Annotated in this window: 9 protein-coding genes; 5 read left to right on the top strand and 4 right to left on the bottom strand. The window is 41.4% G+C overall.

Going from position 1 to position 19,739, the window contains the following annotated elements:
* Positions 1–7: 7 nt before the first annotated feature.
* Positions 8–1,576, bottom strand: a complete 1,569-nt coding sequence (locus tag M2419_RS13890; RefSeq protein WP_159728845.1) for a RagB/SusD family nutrient uptake outer membrane protein — start codon at positions 1,574–1,576, stop codon at positions 8–10.
* A 27-nt stretch (positions 1,577–1,603) separates the two neighbouring features.
* Positions 1,604–4,693 carry a TonB-dependent receptor gene (locus M2419_RS13895; RefSeq protein WP_259255266.1) on the bottom strand — a complete coding sequence of 1,030 codons (3,090 nt, stop codon included), beginning with the start codon at positions 4,691–4,693 and terminating at the stop codon, positions 1,604–1,606.
* A gap of 327 nt (positions 4,694–5,020) precedes the next feature.
* On the opposite strand from M2419_RS13895, the gene M2419_RS13900 reads away from it, so the two are divergent.
* The 5 genes from M2419_RS13900 (at position 5,021) to bglX (ending at position 16,628) form a co-directional block, all read left to right on the top strand.
* Positions 5,021–7,906 (top strand): triple tyrosine motif-containing protein, encoded by a 2,886-nt coding sequence (locus M2419_RS13900; protein ID WP_259255267.1) that lies wholly within the window; start codon positions 5,021–5,023, stop codon positions 7,904–7,906.
* Between the two features lie 266 nt (positions 7,907–8,172).
* Positions 8,173–11,274 (top strand): TonB-dependent receptor, encoded by a 3,102-nt coding sequence (locus M2419_RS13905; RefSeq protein ID WP_259255268.1) that lies wholly within the window; start codon positions 8,173–8,175, stop codon positions 11,272–11,274.
* A 20-nt stretch (positions 11,275–11,294) separates the two neighbouring features.
* Positions 11,295–12,725, top strand: coding sequence for a RagB/SusD family nutrient uptake outer membrane protein (locus M2419_RS13910; RefSeq protein WP_159728851.1), 1,431 nt, complete (start codon positions 11,295–11,297; stop codon positions 12,723–12,725).
* 76 nt (positions 12,726–12,801) lie between these two features.
* Complete coding sequence (locus M2419_RS13915; RefSeq protein WP_159728853.1) at positions 12,802–14,187, top strand: glucoamylase family protein; 1,386 nt, start codon at positions 12,802–12,804, stop codon at positions 14,185–14,187.
* Positions 14,188–14,351: 164 nt separating this feature from the next.
* Complete coding sequence (bglX, locus tag M2419_RS13920) at positions 14,352–16,628, top strand: beta-glucosidase BglX (protein WP_259255269.1); 2,277 nt, start codon at positions 14,352–14,354, stop codon at positions 16,626–16,628.
* An 84-nt stretch (positions 16,629–16,712) separates the two neighbouring features.
* Here the strand turns inward: bglX and M2419_RS13925 are convergent, their stop codons facing one another.
* Both M2419_RS13925 and M2419_RS13930 read right to left on the bottom strand, forming a co-directional pair.
* Entirely contained in the window at positions 16,713–18,047 is a 1,335-nt protein-coding gene (locus tag M2419_RS13925) for a sulfatase-like hydrolase/transferase (RefSeq protein ID WP_259255270.1), read from the bottom strand.
* A gap of 73 nt (positions 18,048–18,120) precedes the next feature.
* Positions 18,121–19,731, bottom strand: coding sequence for a RagB/SusD family nutrient uptake outer membrane protein (locus M2419_RS13930; RefSeq protein ID WP_227550325.1), 1,611 nt, complete (start codon positions 19,729–19,731; stop codon positions 18,121–18,123).
* Positions 19,732–19,739: the final 8 nt, after the last annotated feature.

A 19,739-nucleotide genomic window follows, 5' to 3' on the forward strand; every position in this document is an offset into this window, starting at 1 on the left:
TCTTAATTTAGAAACCTGGGGTTTGTTTAAAATTGTCATTACCTAAACTTTTGGCCATATCTACCTCAGATTGAGGCACAGGCCATAGGGTATCTCTTGCCATAAATAATCGTGGAGCTCCATCTGGATCCTTGGTTTTATCCATCACCTCTTTAATCATCCCCCAGCGTTTCAAGTCAAAATAACGTTGACCTTCCAAAGCCAATTCAATCCTCCGTTCATGACGGATAATATCGCGGAATTCATTTTTTGTCAAGGAACCGCTAAACTGTACGAGCGGCATTTTCACATCAGCCCTGGATCTTACCTTATTCAATGCGTCTACGGCTGTCTGATCAGGCCCTGCACTTTCATTTTTCGCTTCTGCGTACATCAATAAAATATCTGCATAGCGTAAGAATACCCAATCCTGATCGCTTTGTGTCGCGTAACTTGTTGGCCATTTCGATTCGTTGATATACTTTCGCGGTAAAAAACCACCCAAAACTCCCTCGGCAACCGGATCAAAAGCAGAAGATGCTGTGGTACCTCGCCATACACCGCGGTACATAATTGTCGACTTCAACCGTGGATCTCTATTTTCGTAAGGATTTTTAGCATCGTAAACCGTCGATTCCTTAATATCTTTTCCATCGATGGCATAATAAGAATCCACCAGATACCCCAACGGTTGTATTGTCTTCAGATAAGAATACATCATATCTGCTGGGCTATACATATTGGGGGGTAAAAATCGAGCGGAGAACATGATTTCGGGATTATTATTTTGTCCAGGTTTTCGGAACAGATCGCGATAACCACCCTGATAGATCGAAAACTTGTTTTCATCCATAACAATCTTCGCTGTTGCAGCTGCCTCGGCCCATTTTTTTGAAGTCAATAATACCTTTGTTTTGTAGCCTAATGCAGCTCCCCTCACAGCGTGTCCCTTATATCCTGTATTTGGCAGTTTTTCACTCGCGTAATCTAAATCTGCTAAAATCGCTTCGATAACGTTGGTTTTAGGTGTTCTACCCAGCCGAATACTCGCATCGTCCATACCCAGAGGCTCTAAAGTCAATGGCACATCACCGTACAGATTGGTCAACAAAAAGTAGTAATGGGCGCGGATAAAACGGGCCTCTGCTTTATATCGGTCACGGTCCTGCTGGCTCATGCTTGTAATGCGGTCAATATTGGCAATCAATTTATTACATGCCGCAATGGCCTGATACGAAATCTCATACCCCTCAGATTGCATTCCGCCGGTTGTCGAGGAGATTCCGGATCGCGAAATAATATTGAAGTTATTGGAGGTACTGGACACAAAGGCATCGTCTGAAAGCCCATCCCAAAACATACTTGCTCCCCCCCAACCACCGCGTGCATTGGATGAAGACGTCGAATTGTATCCTCGGCAAAGAAATTCATAACAGCCCGATAGTGCCAAATCAGCATCAGTCTGCGTTTTCCAGAAGGTTGATTCCGAAATTTTATCCGTTGGATTTTTATTTAAAAAATCTTTTGTACAACTGCCTAGTGAAGCTAGGGCAGCTAAGCTTAGGTATAGATATGTTTTTTTTACGCTATTTTTCATCTTTAATTTTTTTTAGTTACCACTAGATTAGAATGTGATGCTCGCTCCAAATGCGAATACTTTATTCTGAGGATGAGTCACATAACGCCCTGATGTTGCACCACCGCTTGATGAAACGCCGCGTTCGGGATCTAAACCGGGGAACTTGGAGAATGTGACCAGGTTATCCGCCGCAAAATAGATGCGAAGGCCAGAAATACCAGCTTTGGACAAGGTGCTCTGTGGAATAGAATAGCCTACCTGAATATTTTTAAGACGCAGGAACGATCCATCTTTTAAAAAGAAAGTCGATGCGGTCCGTACATTATTTGCAGCAGGGGTATTTTCAGCACCAACTATTGGAAGCGATGCATTGGGGTTTTCTGGAGTCCAAGCGTCCATCCAGTCGCGGGTGAATGTACCACCTTGCCTGAAAGGGACTATTCCCCACTCACTTACAAATATTTTTTGTCCCTGAGAACCGAAGAAAAAGGCTGTAAAATCAAAATTCTTCCATACAGCCGTCGCATTAAAGGAATAATCGAAATCTGGATAAGCGCCCGGCACGACAATACGATCATTATTGTCCACAACTTTATCGCCATTTACGTCGGCAAATTTCAGATAACCTGGTTGTGCTGGAATCTGTTGCACCGGAGAGGCTGCCACCTCTTCCTTCGAACGGAATATCCCCGTGTTCTCCAAAAGATAAAAACTACCATAAGGTAAACCTTCCCGGATAATGGTATTGCCCGAGATATGTTCGGCTCCATATTTCATCACCTTATTGCGATTGGCCTGAATATTTCCATTGAGGGTCAGCGATACCTCTCCAATTTTATCACGGTACTGAAGACCGAGCTCTATACCTCTGTTACGCAATTCACCATAATTTACGGTCGGTGCAGTCAGCCCAATATAAGAAGGGAAAGCCGTAGATGCAGATAAAATATCTGATGTTACTTTGTTATACCAATCGAAAGAAGCGGTCAATTTGTTGTTCCATAGCCCGAAGTCCACACCGAAATCCAGGACTTTGGTACTCTCCCATTTGATCCGGTCATTCGCCATGGCTACCTGGCGAGCCCCCTGTTGGAGTGTTTCATCAAAAGGATAAGCAAAAGAAGAATTGTAAACAATCTGATAAGGGTAGTTACCAATATTCTGATTACCCAGTGTTCCAATGGAGGCTCTTAATTTTAGTTCATTAACGACCGTCTTCAATTTCGGCCCATAAAAGGTCTCATCCGAAACTTTCCAACCTCCGGATATTGAAGGGAAAAATGCCCATTTTCTATTTTCAGGGAAACGTGAAGACGCATCATAACGTGCATTACCTTCGAGTAGATACTTGCCTTTGTAGTCGTAGTTTAATCGACCATAGTAAGACCTTAATGACCATTCATTGGTTACACCGTTATTAGACTGTTGACCGGCTCCGCCACCATCAAGCTCAAGCAAATCATTGTTGGGAAACTGCAACCTACTTCCGAACAATTTTTGTGTTTTATTATATTCTGCCTGGGTTCCTGCCAGCACTTTCATGTTATGATTTCCAAAAGACTTATCGTAAGTCAGTTGTGTATAGCCCACCGGGTACACATTGTTGTCGTCCGTTACTTCTAATCCTTGACCACCTACATCAAGCTGTCTGGCGGGTAGGTCATCGGGTTTGGCGAACCACATGTATTGATTAATCACAGGTTTGTTGGTATAGTTTTTTGTAAAGCCATACGTCAATCCGCCGCTAGTCTTCCAATCCAGCCCATCCAATATTTTCACATTTAAAAAAATATTGCCTTGCATAAAATAATTGTTCAGTCTTGTAAATGCATTTTCAGCAACTGCAACAGGGTTTTTATTTGGGGACTGAAAAGGATATGCCCTGGACGTATAACGACCACTACCATCTGGTAATACAGGTCCATAAAGTGGTGATTGACTAATGGTAGACAAAAACTGATCTTCACTACCATTTCTAGGGTATTTCCGATCGCCATAATTCAAGGTAATGCTTGAACCAAAACTTATCCGTTCATTGATTTTAGAGCCTAGGTTAAGCTGTAGATTATACTTTTTAAAAGAAGTCCCGATCATAATATCAGGCTGATTGACGTAGCCCAGTATGACGTTGTAATTTGTTCCTCCGGCACCACCGCTTAAGCTTAAATTGTGCGTCTGTACCGGGACTGTTCCAAAGACAGCATCCAACCAGTTAAAATCGGGATATAATTTTTTATCTGTTGCATTTTTGTAGGCATCAATCATCTCCTGGCTAAAAGAAGCATTTGGATTTGTGACACCGGAGTTTTTATTTGCCTGATTATATAGGTTCATGTAATCAACGGAATTATACACGAGGTCTGGAAGAGCTGAGGCTTTGGTAATTCCGACATTGTAATCGTAGCTCAGTTGTGTTTTTCCAGCTTTACCCTGTTTTGTCGTTACCAGAATAACACCATTTGCTGCTCTTGCCCCATAGATAGCGGCTGAGGCAGCATCTTTCAATAAGGTGATATTCTCGATTGCTTGAGGATTTAAATTTTCCAAACTCCCGGGGATACCATCTACGATAACCAATGGCGCAGAAGAAGCCCCATACGACCCCAATCCGCGAACCTGGAGATTCACATTTTCATTCCCTGCTTCTCCTGATCCTTGGGTAACACGAAGTCCGGGCATGCGACCTTGAAGTAATTGCGTTGGATTTGTAGCGATACGTTTGTTAAGCACCTTTCCATCGACAGCAGCAACAGCACCGGTTAAATTACTTTTTTTCTGGGTACCATAGCCTACAACAACCACTTCGTCAATCAGACTACTGGACTCCTGGAGAACGAGATTAATGTGATCTTTCTTATTGACCTGGACTTCGGCCTTCTCTTTGCCTACCAGCGAAAATATCAGGACATCAATATCTCGCGCAAGAATCTGATAATTGCCGGCCCCATCGGTTACAGTGCCGTTTTTCACCCCCTTTATCTGTACTGTAACCCCCACAAGAGGCTCGCCTGTTGAGGAGCTTACTTTTCCGGATATCTTTATTTGCGATTGGGCAAGCACCACCGGTGCAGACATGCTCATCAATGAAAATAAAAGTAACCCCTTCCCTACCGTTTTGGTTATCGGTGTTATCATAGTTGTTTTGGTTTATTTGGTTATTTAACGAAGTAAATGAACTCAAATATCAAAAATCGTTCACAGCAAAAGGAGTATTTTTTGTTCAAATAGGTGGAATAAATAGCTTCATTCCTGATTTTCAACACGATTAAATGGTTTTTTAAAAAAAATAAAAATAAAGCTCCTGGCTTCTTCTAATTTTTCTTCCATCAATCCGTCGGTTCAGCTCCAAAATAAGATGGAGATCTGCCGGAGCTACCAGCGCTCCGTACGACGAGGGAGATTATCAATTCTGCGATAAAATCGATATATTGTCCCCAAAATCAGTTTAAAGTGAGGGAGTCGATGACAACAAAAAAATATAGTAACGTCTATATCTTTTGGTTTTGCAGCATTTTATTTTTTTTAATGCACCCTGGCTATTGCCAGACAATCATACCTACAGGAACACCTTTTGTAAAACAATACAAAAAAGACCAATACAAGGCTGGAAATCAGAACTGGTCTTTGGCAGTCGATAAAGATGGTCGCATTTATAGTGCAAATACCGAGGGGCTGTTACAATTTGACGGACAATACTGGCGTATCTTTCCACTACCAAATCACTCAACAGTCCGAAGTGTTGCAATAGGTAAAGACGGAAAGATTTACACAGGTGGAAGAGGTGAATTTGGCTATTGGACTTCCAAACCTTTCGGAAACTTGACCTATCACAGTCTCTCTAAACTTGTGCAGGACAAGACCTATTTTCCAAACGAAGAAATCTGGAAAATCATTGTTGAGAACCAACGGGTATTTTTTCATACATTTTCCAAATCCTATATTTGGGAAAACAATCGTATACGGCAACTAACGGCTAAAGGTGAACCTTTTTTATTTCCACATCAGCTCAATAACATGCTATTTTTCGAACAGCTGCCAAGTGGTCTGCATGAATTTAAACAGGATAAATTAATCCCTGTAAAAGGAAAAGACGTCTTGAAAGACAAAAATGTACTTGCTATCTTACCTTTCGACGCAACGACCTCGCTTATTGCCACCTCGCGGAATGGCCTTTACCTGATGAAAGCCGATGGTTCCATCTTACCCTGGTCTGTTCCGGCAAACCAGCTCTTGAGCCAATCACAGATAAACAATGGCTTATACCTCTATGACGGACAATATGCTTTTGGCACCATCCAAAACGGTGTTATTGTCATCAATAAAAATGGCCAGGTCATTCAGCATATCAATAAAAACAATGGTCTCCAAAACAATACTGTACTTAGTATTGTCAAGGACAATCAGAAGAATATCTGGGTGGGACTGGATAATGGTATAGACCGCATTGAAATCAATTCTCCATTATCATTTTACACAGATTTTGTCGGAAAAATTGGTACGGTTTATACATCAATTATCTATCAGGGGAAAATCTATCTTGGAACGAATAAGGGATTATTTTCAAGTGAATGGAAAGGATTGACCAATTACAATTCATTGAATTTCTCCCAGATTCCCAATTCAAACGGTCAGGTTTGGACATTAGCGCTATTTGGTGATGAGTTGATTTGTGGACATAATGATGGAACCTTCAAATTGGTTAATGGGCGACTCGAGAAGATTTCACAGATCACTGGCGGCTGGATATTCAAGCCTATTTTTGGAACAAAAAATATTCTTCAAGGCAACTATACGGGCCTATCGAAATTTAGCTTCGATGGTATACACCTTCAGTTCGTCCAGCAATTCGCGGGCGTTAAAGAACCAGTTCGATTTTTGGCGCAAAAAGATAACCATACCTTTTGGATTGGCGATTGGGGACAGATACAACTACTCGGATTTGATGCGAATTTCCAACAGGCAAATATTTTATTTTCCTCCAAACAGGACAGTATCGCTTCAAAGAGGCAATTTACGGGGATTTACACATTAGAAAATAATCTTGTATTTGCGACGGACAGCGGATTTCTCCAATTCGACAATATTGTAAAAAGATTCAGCTATGCCGATGAATTAAACACAGCATTAGGCACCTATAAAAATTCAAATAAGGTCATACCGATCAATACAAACAGCTACTGGTTTATTCAGAAGACAAAAATTGCTAAAGTAGATTTTGACAGTAAGGGCAAACTTCATATTGACTCCAATCTGCTCAGTCCCTTACAGGATCGAATGATGAATAACTATGAAAACATCCTCCCTATTGAAAACCAATACTATCTCATCGGTTTAGATGATGGATTTGCGATCTATCGTCATTCCGATAAATCACAAAAATATAGGTTGCCACTTCCACAAATAGCGCAACTCATCAACTTGACAACAGGACAGGCTATTATTCCAGATTCAGCGTTTAAACTATCATCATCTGACAATAATCTTAGAATTAGCTTTTCAAGTCCATTTTATTCGTCATCACCGATTCAATACCAATATTATCTCGAAGGTTACTCGGACAATTGGTCCGAATGGAGTGAAACTGCCTATCAAGATTTCACGAATCTACCTTATGGAAAATTTCAAATTAAAATAAGGGCGAAGGACAATATGGGCTTGGTTTCGGAAATTCAAGCTTTTTCCTTTACTATTCGGTATCCATGGTACCTTTCTTGGTGGGCAAAGGTATTTTATACACTAGTCCTGATAACGCTCATCTATTTAGCATATATATTTAGTCTTCAGCGGGAGCGTAAGCGTCAGTTTCAAATACGGCGAAAATGGTTAGAAGAGAAAAAGATTGCCTTGGAACGCGAAACCGAGCAAAAGGAAAAGGACTGGATCAAACTTAAAAACCAGCAATTAGAAGATCAGCTTCAATTAAAAAATAAAGAACTGGCCAATGCGGCACTCAATATCGTTTACAAAAATGAGATGTTGAACAATTTACACGACGAGCTCAAACAACTTAAAGATGCAGATGGCAACAAACTAAGTTCGGATGAATTGAAAAAAATAAACAAGCTCATCGATGATGCCCATAATGACGATCGTGACTGGCATATTTTTGAAAGAAGCTTTAACGAATCACATGAGAATTTTTTCAAGAAATTGAAACAAGAGTTTCCTGATCTAGTCCCCAATGATCTTAAACTATGCGCCTACTTAAGGCTCAATATGTCGAGTAAGGAAATTGCCTCATTACTTAACATTAGTACACGCGGTGTCGAGATTAGACGCTATCGATTACGCAAAAAGTTGGGCATTCCAACAGACAAAAACCTCTCTGAATTCCTGATGGAACGTTAAATTCTCATCACAGACACTACATCATTACCACACACGAGCTTTAGTGTATAAAACACACTAAAGCTCGTGTTATTTCGTTAAAAAAAACAATCTAAAAAACTGACTATCAAAAATATAAAATAAAATAAAAGGTAGACTGAGCAAGCTGAAATTTCATGTAGTAGTGATGTGAAAATGTTAAACTTTGGCAAAGTTGTACTACATCAACATATTTGCCTCAGGGAAATAACCAACTGTATTTTAAACAAACACCAAAAATTAACGATATGAGGAATCTATCCGCATTATTTTTGACATCCATGGTCGTATCGGTTGCCTATGGACAAACTTCGGTACAAGGAGTGGTCAAAGATGGCACAAGCATGATCTCCATGCCTGGCGTCACCATTAGTATCAAAGGGAAAGCAGTATCTACAAAAACCGACGCAACGGGGAAATTTCAAATCAACGCCTCTCCTACCGACTCATTGGTCTTTAACTTTCTGGGTTATCGCACACAAACCGTATACATTGGTAATCAAACGCAACTCAATGTATTCCTAGAAAATCAAAATCAAGCATTGGAAGAGGTTGTGGTTATCGGTTATGGTACACAAAAGAAAGCGGATCTGACAGGATCGATCAGCTCCTTGAAATCATCCGATATCACAAAGCAACCTGCTATGTCGGCAATGCAATCCATCCAAGGTAAAGCTGCAGGTATCAATATTATTGCAAATGAAGCACCCGGTTCCTCACCAAATGTAATTATCAGGGGCTTAGGAACGGCATTATCAGGACGGAATCCACTCTATATTGTCGACGGAATTGCACAAACAGATATTAATAATATCAACCCATCAGATATTGAATCTATGGATGTTTTGAAGGATGCATCCTCTGCATCTATTTACGGTCTTCGGGCTGCAAATGGTGTTATTATCGTGACCACGAAGAAAGGTAAAACGGGGACGACAAACATCAATTATGAAAGCTTTGCAGGCATAAAAAATGTCCTCAATCGTGTGAAAATGGCAAATGCTGATCAGTTTAGAACATTTGCCAATGAATACCTAACCTCGACCAATGGATCGTACCGTTTAGCAGAGAATCAAAAATATAATACAGATTGGTATGACGAATTATTAAATACAGGTTCTGTATTTAATAATTCCGTTAATATTTCTGGCGGAACTGAGAAAGTTGATTACTTCGTATCAGCAAACAATTATACCGAAAATGGTATTCTTGATGGCTCCAAATTTGTAAGAAATACCATACGCAATAACAACGTATATAAATTTTTAAACAATCGCCTAAAGTTCAGCCAAAATTTAAATCTTACATTAACAAACGCAACCCCCAAGCCCTATAGTGCTTTCACCACGGCTTATCGTCAGTCACCGCTGGCTCCCGTGATGTTTGATAATGGCCGTTACGGTTTAGGTCGTGTAAATACAACAACTGGTGTTGCCGGTATTGAGGCAGCTCCTGGGCAAGCCATCGGAAACTTAAATTCAATTGGAAATCCAGTGTATGAGGTTTTACGTCAAAATGAAAGAACAAATACGCTCCGTCTACAGGGAAGTTTTGAGGGAGAATTCAAGATTACGGATTATCTGAAAATCAATTCGCGTATTGGCGGGAATAAATTTTATTCGAAACAACGGATTTTTAATAATGTAAAAGATCAATGGTTAAATGCAAATACGTTATTGAATGAATCTGATTTCATCAAATTAAAGGAAAACAATCCAAAAGCCCTTGACTATGTAGACAATAGTCTGAAATATGAAAATTTGGAACAATTCCGTTGGTCTATCGAGAATTTCTTGACCTTCAACAAGAATTTTGACAAGCATCATATTGAGGCGGTTGTGGGGATGTCACGTGAGAAATACGACATTAATAGCATGAATAGCCAAACTGGCTATAATGTGCCTGAACAAGAGCAGTATTGGAATATTAACTTAGCCAAGGGCACTAATGATTATGGTATTGTCTCTTTACAAACCTATTACACACCAAGGGCATTAGCGTCTTATTTTGGTCGACTACAATACAATTACGATAGCAAATACTACTTAACGGCTACCTTGCGCCGTGACGGATCAAGCGTATTCCGTAATACAGGAAAATATTGGGGTACTTTCCCTTCCGTTGGATTGGGCTGGACGGTAACCAACGAAAGCTTTATGAAAGATGCCAGCTGGATTAATTTATTGAAAGTGCGCGGAAACTGGGGTAAATTAGGTAACCAAGATATCCCGTTAAATGTATCCACAATTTTAACAAATCCAGAAAGTTCAAATTACAACTACGTTTTCGGTCCTGAACAGAATATGGTCTATGGTAGTGCTTATGGTACTCCTGCCGTGAATCTAACCTGGGAAGTAACCAGAGAAACAGGCGCTGGCGTAGACTTTGCGTTTCTAAACAATCAGCTTTCAGGATCCATTGACTACTATCATAAGCTAAATACCAATACTATTCTTGATGTAACGCCAACTTACACTTCTCCTTCAGAGAAAAATTTCTATGCGCATGGTGCCAAAGTGCTGAATCAAGGAGTTGAAGTAGCTTTAAATTGGAACAAAAGCATTAATCCTGAATTCAGTTATACCGTTGGCGTCAATTATGCCTACAACAAAAACAAAGTAACAGAAGTGGTTCCTGCCTATGACCGTGCTACTGGAGGTAGTTTAAATAATGGGGAGATTACCAAACAACTTCGTGTCGGACAACCGATCTATGGCTGGTGGATGTTTGAAGCAAATGGTGTCTTCCAAGACGCTGAAGATGTAAAAAATTACCCATCGTTTGGCGCTGCAAAACCTGGCTATCTGAAGTACAAGGATCAAAATGAAGATGGTGTCATCGATTCCCGCGACAAGGTTTTCTTTGGATCATTTTTACCGACTTCAACATATGGTATCAATGTTGGTGTTAATTACAAAGCTATTGATTTTAATGTCTCCGGATATGGTGTTGCAGGCAATAAGGTTTACAATGGTTTAAATAGTGTTCGTTCCAATGCGGGTGAGAATATCGCGTTGTCAACTTTTGAAAATCGCTGGACTGGCGCAGGTTCAACCAATGAGCATCCTGGTGCAGAAAGAGCATATTGGGCTTCCAGTTATTTCCTTGAATCGGGCGCTTATTTCCGTATCAATAATATCACCGTAGGATACACTTTCAACAACTTATATAGCTCGAGATCTAAACTAAGATTATATGTTACTGCACAGAATCCATTTATATTTACGAATTATAGTGGTTTCTCTCCTGAACTTGCAGGCGACGGTAGTCCAAATTTAACTTCTGGTATTGAGCTTTCAGCTTATCCAACGACACGTAATTTCTTATTTGGACTTAACATGCAATTTTAATCACCTTAGTTTTGAAGACAATGAAAATTAACAAACTTTATATAGCAATTCTTCTTAGTGGGGGCATTGCATTGCAAGGCTGTAAAGACAACAACTTCTTAGATGTACCTTCTAAAGAATATGTTGAAGCCGAAGACAGTGAAGAAATCTACACACCCGAGCAATTTGTCAATGGTGTATATGGAATGTTTACTGATTGGGATTATTCTTTCTCTTACATCGGTATCACGGACATGATTTCCGATAATGCGGATAAAGGTAGCTCAGCTACAGATGCCGGTGGTGATAAACTAAGTTTAGACGAGTTGACTTACACTTCAACAACAGGTTCCTTTCTTTCCATGTGGACACGTTGGTATAAATCTATTGGGCGGGCTACGCAAGCTATTGCATACACAGAAAAATTTGGATTGACAGACGAAGCTTATAAAAACAGATTGATTGCCGAAGCCCGTTTTCTACGTGCATTGAACTACTTCTATCTTGTGCGTGGATGGGGCGATGTTCCTATTCAAGAACGTGATTTAATAAAAAGAGAACCCGCAGCTGAAGTTTACGCTTATATTGAAGCTGATTTACAATTTGCTATCGACAATCTTCCACTCAAATCTGCTTATGCTGCAAAAGATTTAGGTAGAGCAACCAAAGGTGCTGCACAAGGATTAATGTCAAAAGTCTATTTGTATCAAAGCAAATGGCAACAAGCTGCTGATATGGCGAAAACTGTCATCACATCTGGAGGATACAGTCTCGAACCGGATTACGCAACAATTTGGCGTTTAGCGGGGGAAAATGGCCCCGAATCATTATTTGAATTTCAAGCAAGGGGTACCTCTATCGCACATGGTATCCAACAATATAGTCAAGTACAGGCACCTCGTGGAGGAGCGGTCAACTTAGGCTGGGGTTTTAATATCCCAAGTCAAAACTTATTGGATGCCTTCAATGCCGAAAAAGACAATATCCGTCGCGATGCAACGATTATTTTCAGGGGTGAAACCCTGTACGATGGCCGTCTTATTGACAATGGTGTAGAAAATCCCATGTACAATGAAAAAGCGTATTCGTCTGCAAATGGAGGAGCTGCAGATGGTGATAAGAACGTACGTTACCTCCGTCTGGGTGAAATTTATCTTATCCTGGCCGAAGCTGCTAATGAGGCTGGCAATAGCAACGAAGCGCTGAATGCATTGAATATGGTACGGACACGCGTAAAATTAGCCAATGTAACGACAACCGACCAAGCACAGCTCCGTCAGTTGATCTGGAAAGAAAGACGCCTTGAATTAGCTTTTGAGCACGACCGTTGGTTTGATTTAATTCGTACAAAACAGGGAAAAACTGCCATGGCAGCCAATGGAAAAACGTTCCAGGATAAAATGATGCTTTTTCCAATTCCGGAGAATCAACGTATCCAAACGCCAGAAATGCCTCAAAATACCGGTTGGTAATCATTTATACAAAATAACTCCGTTCAAACGACCTATGGTCGTTTGAACATTTTTTCAAGAATTAAACAACATATCCATGAGAAAACGAATAGCATATCCAGCACTTAGCGGTATCGCTTTGGCGCTTATTCTCAGCAGTTCGTGCCAAAACGCTACTAATAGCAGTCCAGACAGTCCCTCAAAGATTGATTCAACCGATGGAAGCAAAATCAATGAAGATTCGCTATTAACAACTATTCAGCAACATACATTTCAATATTTTTGGGAAGGTGCCGAACCTACTTCCGGTCTCGCCAGGGAACGCATCCATATGGATGGTGTTTATCCGCAAAATGATCGCAATGTCGTGACCATAGGTGGTAGTGGCTTCGGGCTCATGGGTATGATTGTCGCCATGGAACGTGGGTTTATCAGTCAGGAACAAGGTGTTCAAAAGCTGGATCACATCATGGATTATCTAGGCAAAATCGAACGGTTTAAAGGAGCCTGGGCACATTGGTACGATGGAGAACTGGGTACAGCGAAACCCTTCAGTGAAAAAGATAATGGCGGCGACATTGTTGAAACTGCATTCTTAGCCCAAGGCCTAATCGCCATTCGGGAATATCTAAAAGATAAAGGTGATTCCGCCCATTTGGTTTCTCAAAAGGCAGATAAACTATGGAAAGAAATCAATTGGAATCATTACACAAATGGACAAAATGTTATTTATTGGCATTGGAGTCCAAAATTTAACTTCCAGCAAAATCATCCCGTCAGAGGATACGACGAATGTCTTATTACCTATATTTTAGCAGCCTCCTCTCCTACTTACCCTATTGCCCCCCAAGTGTATCATGAGGGCTGGGCAAGATCTGGGGCCATTAAAAGTTCCGCTAAAAAATACGATATTCCGCTCGTGCTGAAGCACAATGCCAAAGAAGGTGAAGTGGGCCCGCTATTCTGGGAACATTACTCCTATTTAGGATTGAGTCCCAAAGGATTAAAAGACCAATATGCAGATTATTGGGAAGCGACAAGCAACCATGCCAAGATAAATTTGGCCTATGCAGATCTGAACCCAAAAGGTTATAAAGGTTATGGTTCGGATAAAGGCTGGGGCTGGACGGCCAGCTATTCCATCAACGGCTACGATGCACATCACCCAGACAACGACCCTGGCGTGATCTCGCCGACAGCAGCTTTGTCATCCATGCCTTACACCCCACATGAAAGCATTCAGTTTGCACAATACCTAGACAAACAACTCGGCAATAAAGTCTGGGGTAAATATGGCTACTATGATGCCTACAGTGAAACGGCAAATTGGTATCCACAACGTTATCTAGCCATCGATCAGGGGCCTATTATTGTCATGATCGAAAACTATAGAACAGGTAAAATCTGGGAGCTATTTATGCAGGCCCCAGAAATTCAACAAGGGCTAAAGAAACTCGGTTTTACAAGTCCTTATTTAAAATAGTGGTCTGTGGAATCATTTTCAATCCGTCACACGTTGAGAATGGTTCCTTCCACGAAAACAACAGGACATCCCATCAAAGAGGTTCAAGAGTCATCTTGAGCGCTTTATATAAACTTACCATGTAGCGAGGGAAGCAAAATCCATGCGCACAAAAAAATAATACGATGAAAAAAGTAGTAAGTACTTTCCTTCTTGCATTGCTCGCCTGGCATACAAGTCCAGCGCAATCCAATCAGAAAATGGACACGTTCATTGATCAGCTTATGGCTAAGATGACTGTCGACGAAAAGATTGGTCAACTTAACTTGGTAACCGGTGGTGAAGCGACAACTGGAACCACAGTATCCACCGGTGTAGAAGCGAAAATTAAAAATGGTCAAATCGGTGGGATTTTCAGCATGAGTACACCTGCGAAAATCCGCAAAACACAGGAAATAGCGATCAAGCAATCCCGGTTAAAAATACCCATCATTTTTGGGATGGATGTTATTCACGGGTATCGTACGGTGTTCCCAATTCCTTTAGGTCTTGCCGCTACCTGGGACATGAACTTGATTCAACAATCTGCACGTATAGCAGCCGAAGAAGCGACCGCCGATGGAATTAATTGGGCATTTTCGCCCATGGTAGATATCTCGCGCGATCCACGCTGGGGCCGTATTTCCGAAGGTGCAGGTGAAGATACCTATCTAAGCTCTCGGGTTGCCGAAGCCATCGTCCATGGCTTCCAAGGGGATAACCTGGCAGCACACAACACCATGATAGCCTGTGTCAAACATTTCGCCTTATATGGTGCCGCTGAAGGTGGCCGTGACTACAACAGCACCGATATGAGCCTCCATCGCATGTACAATGAATACTTACCACCTTACAAAGCGGCTTTAGATGCTGGAGCGGGAAGTATTATGACTTCTTTTAACGATATCAATGGAGTCCCTGCCTCGGCAAACAAATGGTTAATGACTGATGTCTTACGCAAGCAATGGGGCTTTAAAGGATTGGTCGTAACCGATTACACTGCTGTAAACGAATTAACGGCACACGGTCTTGGTGATCTCCAGCAGGTCTCTGCTTTAAGCCTGAATGCTGGCGTTGATATGGATATGGTCGGTGAAGGATTTCTGACGACGCTAAAAAAATCTTTGGATGCTGGAAGAGTCAAAATTGCGGATATTGACAGGGCTTGCCGTTTTGTTTTGGAAGCCAAGTATAAATTAGGCTTATTTGACGACCCTTATCGCTATTGTGACGAAAAACGTGCAAAAACTGTGATCGGATCGGCTGCCAATCATGCCAAAGCCAGAGAAATTGCAGCAAAGTCATTTGTTTTGTTGAAAAACGAAAACCAAGTGCTTCCATTAAAAAAAACAGGAACAGTTGCTGTCATTGGCCCATTAGCCAATTCAGGTCCAAATATGCCCGGAACCTGGAGTGTCAGTGCTGAATTGGACAAAACAGCCTCTTTAGTGGAGGGAATGAAGGTCGTGTTAGGCAATAAAGTAAATATACTTACCCATCTCGGAAGTAATCTGTTGGAGGATCCGATTTACCAAAACCACGCAACCATGTTCGGCCGCACCATAGCACGCGATTCCCGAAAAGAAGAAGAGATCATTGCAGATGCCCTGAAAGTTGCCCAACAATCCGACGTCGTTGTGGCCGCACTTGGTGAAGCGTCTGAAATGTCAGGTGAAAGCTCCAGTCGCTCAGAACTGGATATTCCGAAAAATCAACAAAATCTGTTAAAAGCACTATTAGCAACAGGAAAACCAGTTGTACTGGTATTGTTTACAGGTAGGCCGCTAACGCTCACCTGGGAAGACGCTCACGTGCCCGCGATATTAAACGTTTGGTTTGGTGGAACGGAAACAGGAAAAGCAGTAGCCGATGTTTTATTTGGGGACGTCGTTCCTTCAGGTAAGATTACGGCCACCTTCCCACGCAATGTTGGTCAGATTCCGATCTATTATGCACACAAAAACACGGGTAGACCTTATGGAAACTCGGGTGATTTTGAAAAATTCAAATCAAATTACCTGGATGTAAGCAATTCCCCGCTCTACCCTTTTGGTTATGGATTAAGTTATACGACTTTTACCTACGGTGATATTCGTCTTGACCGCAACACAATCGATGAAAAAGGCACTCTTCAAGCAAGTGTCGACATCAGTAATACCGGAAATTATGATGCGGAAGAAGCGGTGCAACTCTATATCCAGGACTTAGTTGGCTCTGTTACTCGCCCCGTAAAAGAATTAAAAGGGTTTCAAAAAATATTCCTCAAAAAAGGAGAACAAAAAACCGTAAACTTTAATATCAAAGTAGACGATCTTAAATTCTTCGACAACAACCTCAATTATGTTGCCGAACCAGGGAATTTCAAAGTCTATATTGGTCCGAACAGTCGCGATGTAAAAGAAAAAGAATTTGAATTGCTTTAAATCTATTGAATCTGTATAAAAAAACAAGGCGGCCCTTAGGAAATAAGGGCCGCCTTGTTTATGTTAGGCTGTCGTTATGTCTACCTATTTCATATTCCCATCAAAGCTTTCAAACAATACGCGCAATTCCGCCGCTTTTTCTGGATAATCCTTTAAAATATTGGTTCTTTCACTCGGATCCCAGGCAATGTTATGTAATTCTTCAATAGCATCATAGGGTTTGCCCGAAATTTGATTGACTCCGGCTGCTATCCGCCTATACTTCCAGTCACCTGACCGAACAGCCTCAACATGTCCATAATTCACCAAAAAAATCGGTCTGTGTGCTGTTTTTAAATCTTCCGATTTCCCATTCAACAAAGAATCGATAGCTTGGCCATCAATCGATTTCTTCGGTAATGATGCACCAGTCCATTTGGCGATAGTAGGTAACACATCCAAGTTGCTTATTGCCTGTCGAATAACTTTTCCTTCTTGGGCATAGCCTTTGCCATATACAATGAAAGGTACGCGGACACCACCTTCTGTTGTTTCGGCTTTCGAACCTTTGAAGACACCTGCAGTACCCACATGCCAATTTTTTGTGGCATGATCGTCAGACATCCGCGATGGATAAGATATCCAAGGGCCATTATCACTTGAAAAAATCAAAATGGTATTATCAGCGAGGCCTTTTCGCTCAACCGCTTTCCAGAGCTCCGAAAAATTATGATCCAACTCCTGCATCACCGCACCAAGTGGGCCTGCATTTTGCTGATCTGCAAATCGGTTCTTTTTGTTGGCAAACGCCAAAGGAAGATGCGGAAAATTGTGCGCATAGTACAAAAAGAACGGATGATCTTTATCTTGATCTTCTATAAACTTCACTGTTTCTTTGTGATAAAGTGAGCTCAGGTCCGAATCATCGGGCGCAACGACTTCGGGTTTCCGATTCCTAAAGATCTTAATGACAGAGTCTGTTTTTACATAAGGATCGCGATAATCATGGCTATACAGCATGCCATAAAAAGAATCGAAGCCTTGTTGATTAGGATGATGGTAAGTCTGTTTATCCCCTAAATGCCATTTCCCGATTAACGCAGTTCTATAGCCTACCTTTTTTAATAATTCGGCAATCGTTTCCTCATCGTCAGGCAAGCCTAAATTGGAGCCTGGACCGATCGGTGCAGGAAGATTATAAAGGGAAGCATATCTTCCGGTTAATAAAGAAGCTCTTGACGGTGTACACGAGGGCGTAGAAACCATAAAATTTGTTGCTCTCACGCCCTTACTTGCGATCGAGTCCAAAAAAGGGGTTGAGATATTCGGACTTCCATAACAACCAATGTCGCTATAACCAAGATCATCGGTCAGAATCAAGATAATATTAGGCTTTTTTTGCTGGGCATTGGCAAAAGCCACCAGTAAAAATAAAGCCATAGAGGTCATAAGTTTAGTGTATCGCATCATATTTGTATGAGTTAATTGGAATCGTGTCACAAGATAACAAATTTTACCAATTTGGATTCTGTTTTAGATTCGGATTGAGGTTAATTTCCCGTTGTGGAATGGGCCAGAGATAATGCTTTTTAGAATCAAAAACACGGCTTTCGGAGGCTGCTTCAACGACAACTGCCTCTCCGTTATTATTTTGATACGTGATGCCATACACTTTACCAGGAACAACCTTTTCGGCCGTTTTCCATCGTCTTATATCCGCGAGATGCAAACCCTCAAATGCCAGTTCAACCGTACGCTCGCGACGAACCAACTGGCGGAGTTGCTCTTGATTTACTTGATTACTTATTATAGGAAGTTTTACATCAGTGCGTGAATTTCTAATTTGGTTGATGGCATCGTAAACACTGCCATCAATTTCGCCAAGCTCAATCTTTGCTTCAGCATAGGTCAATAATATCTCGGCATAACGCAGTAGCATGATATTCAACCCACTTTTTGAGGGGTTTGCCAAATCCTTTTTATCGATATATTTCTTTATATTGAAACCTGTTGTGGAAGCAATATAGGTACTCCCCACAGCATCAGCAGTCCCACTATTGGGTGCCGGATGAAAAATAGCTCCATTGGGAAGCGGATCGCCATCCAAAAAAATTGAAAAAGCAAGCCGCGGGTCGCGATTTTTATTGGGATTTTTGGGATCGTAACCACTATTGGCATCCGTAATTACCAACCCACTGGAAGTCTCGTAACTATCTACCAAAGCTTTGGTAGGCACATAGGTACTCTGCCCATTTTGCTGGCTATAGGGGGCTAAGAGGTTAAAAACACTTTGCGTGTATATATTTTCCAGAAATTGCTTATCCAACAGCACCTCTTTGTTATTTTCAGCCGCATACGTAAACAGATTTGCATACAGGGGGTAAAGCTCAAATCGTTTGCTATCGATAATCGTTTTTGCGGCTTTTGCTGCTGCTGCAAATCGTCCTGCATATAAATCTGACCGTGCTTTCAGGCCCAATGCGGCCCAACGGGTTATGCGCCCGATATCGTTACTGGAATAGCTTTCAGGCAAACTTGCCGCAGCCAGTTCCAATTCGGTGTCAATAAAATCGTAAATTTCTTTAAGGTCAGCGCGTTGTACCACCCTTCCCTCTTCCAGGGTCAGCGGCGCTTTTACCAAAGGTACGCCGCCAAATAAATAGGCCAATTTGATATATTGATAGGCTCTTAACACACGAGCTTCGCCGATAAATCTGGCGATTAGTGCTTCATCCCGGCTGCCCTCGATTTTACCAACATTCGCCAAAAAGTAATTGGCCGCACCGATTCCTTTATAGGCACTACTCCAGATATTGTACAATCGGGAGCTTGAAGCGTCATAAGTACCAAGCTCAATATACGCATCCACAGCGAAAGGCTGATTGACATGCGCTATGTCCGTCAATGCATCTGAATAGAAGATTTCCGCTCCATCAAGATCATTGTAGAGCGCATTTACAGCAAGCTCCGCATCGGCTTGGCTCTTCCAAAATATATTTTCTGACAGACGATCAGTTGGTACGGCATCCAACAGATTCTTATCACAGCCCATCAGCATAAGCGAAAACAGTCCGAAACTGAAAATCCAGTTTCCTTTTTGATATAGATATTTGTAAAAATTCATGAGTTCTC

Origin of the sequence: Sphingobacterium sp. BIGb0116, from assembly GCF_024808035.1 — a bacterium.
GTDB classification, from domain to species: Bacteria; Bacteroidota; Bacteroidia; order Sphingobacteriales; family Sphingobacteriaceae; genus Sphingobacterium; species Sphingobacterium paramultivorum.

Bases quoted from the DNA above. Each gene is read 5' to 3' on its own strand.
- M2419_RS13890 (WP_159728845.1), bottom strand. From the start codon at position 1,576: ATGAAAAATAGCGTAAAAAAAACATATCTATACCTAAGCTTAGCTGCC.
- M2419_RS13895 (WP_259255266.1), bottom strand. From the start codon at position 4,693: ATGATAACACCGATAACCAAAACGGTAGGGAAGGGGTTACTTTTATTT.
- M2419_RS13900 (WP_259255267.1), top strand. From the start codon at position 5,021: ATGACAACAAAAAAATATAGTAACGTCTATATCTTTTGGTTTTGCAGC.
- M2419_RS13905 (WP_259255268.1), top strand. From the start codon at position 8,173: ATGAGGAATCTATCCGCATTATTTTTGACATCCATGGTCGTATCGGTT.
- M2419_RS13910 (WP_159728851.1), top strand. From the start codon at position 11,295: ATGAAAATTAACAAACTTTATATAGCAATTCTTCTTAGTGGGGGCATT.
- M2419_RS13915 (WP_159728853.1), top strand. From the start codon at position 12,802: ATGAGAAAACGAATAGCATATCCAGCACTTAGCGGTATCGCTTTGGCG.
- bglX (WP_259255269.1), top strand. From the start codon at position 14,352: ATGAAAAAAGTAGTAAGTACTTTCCTTCTTGCATTGCTCGCCTGGCAT.
- M2419_RS13925 (WP_259255270.1), bottom strand. From the start codon at position 18,047: ATGGCTTTATTTTTACTGGTGGCTTTTGCCAATGCCCAGCAAAAAAAG.
- M2419_RS13930 (WP_227550325.1), bottom strand. From the start codon at position 19,731: ATGAATTTTTACAAATATCTATATCAAAAAGGAAACTGGATTTTCAGT.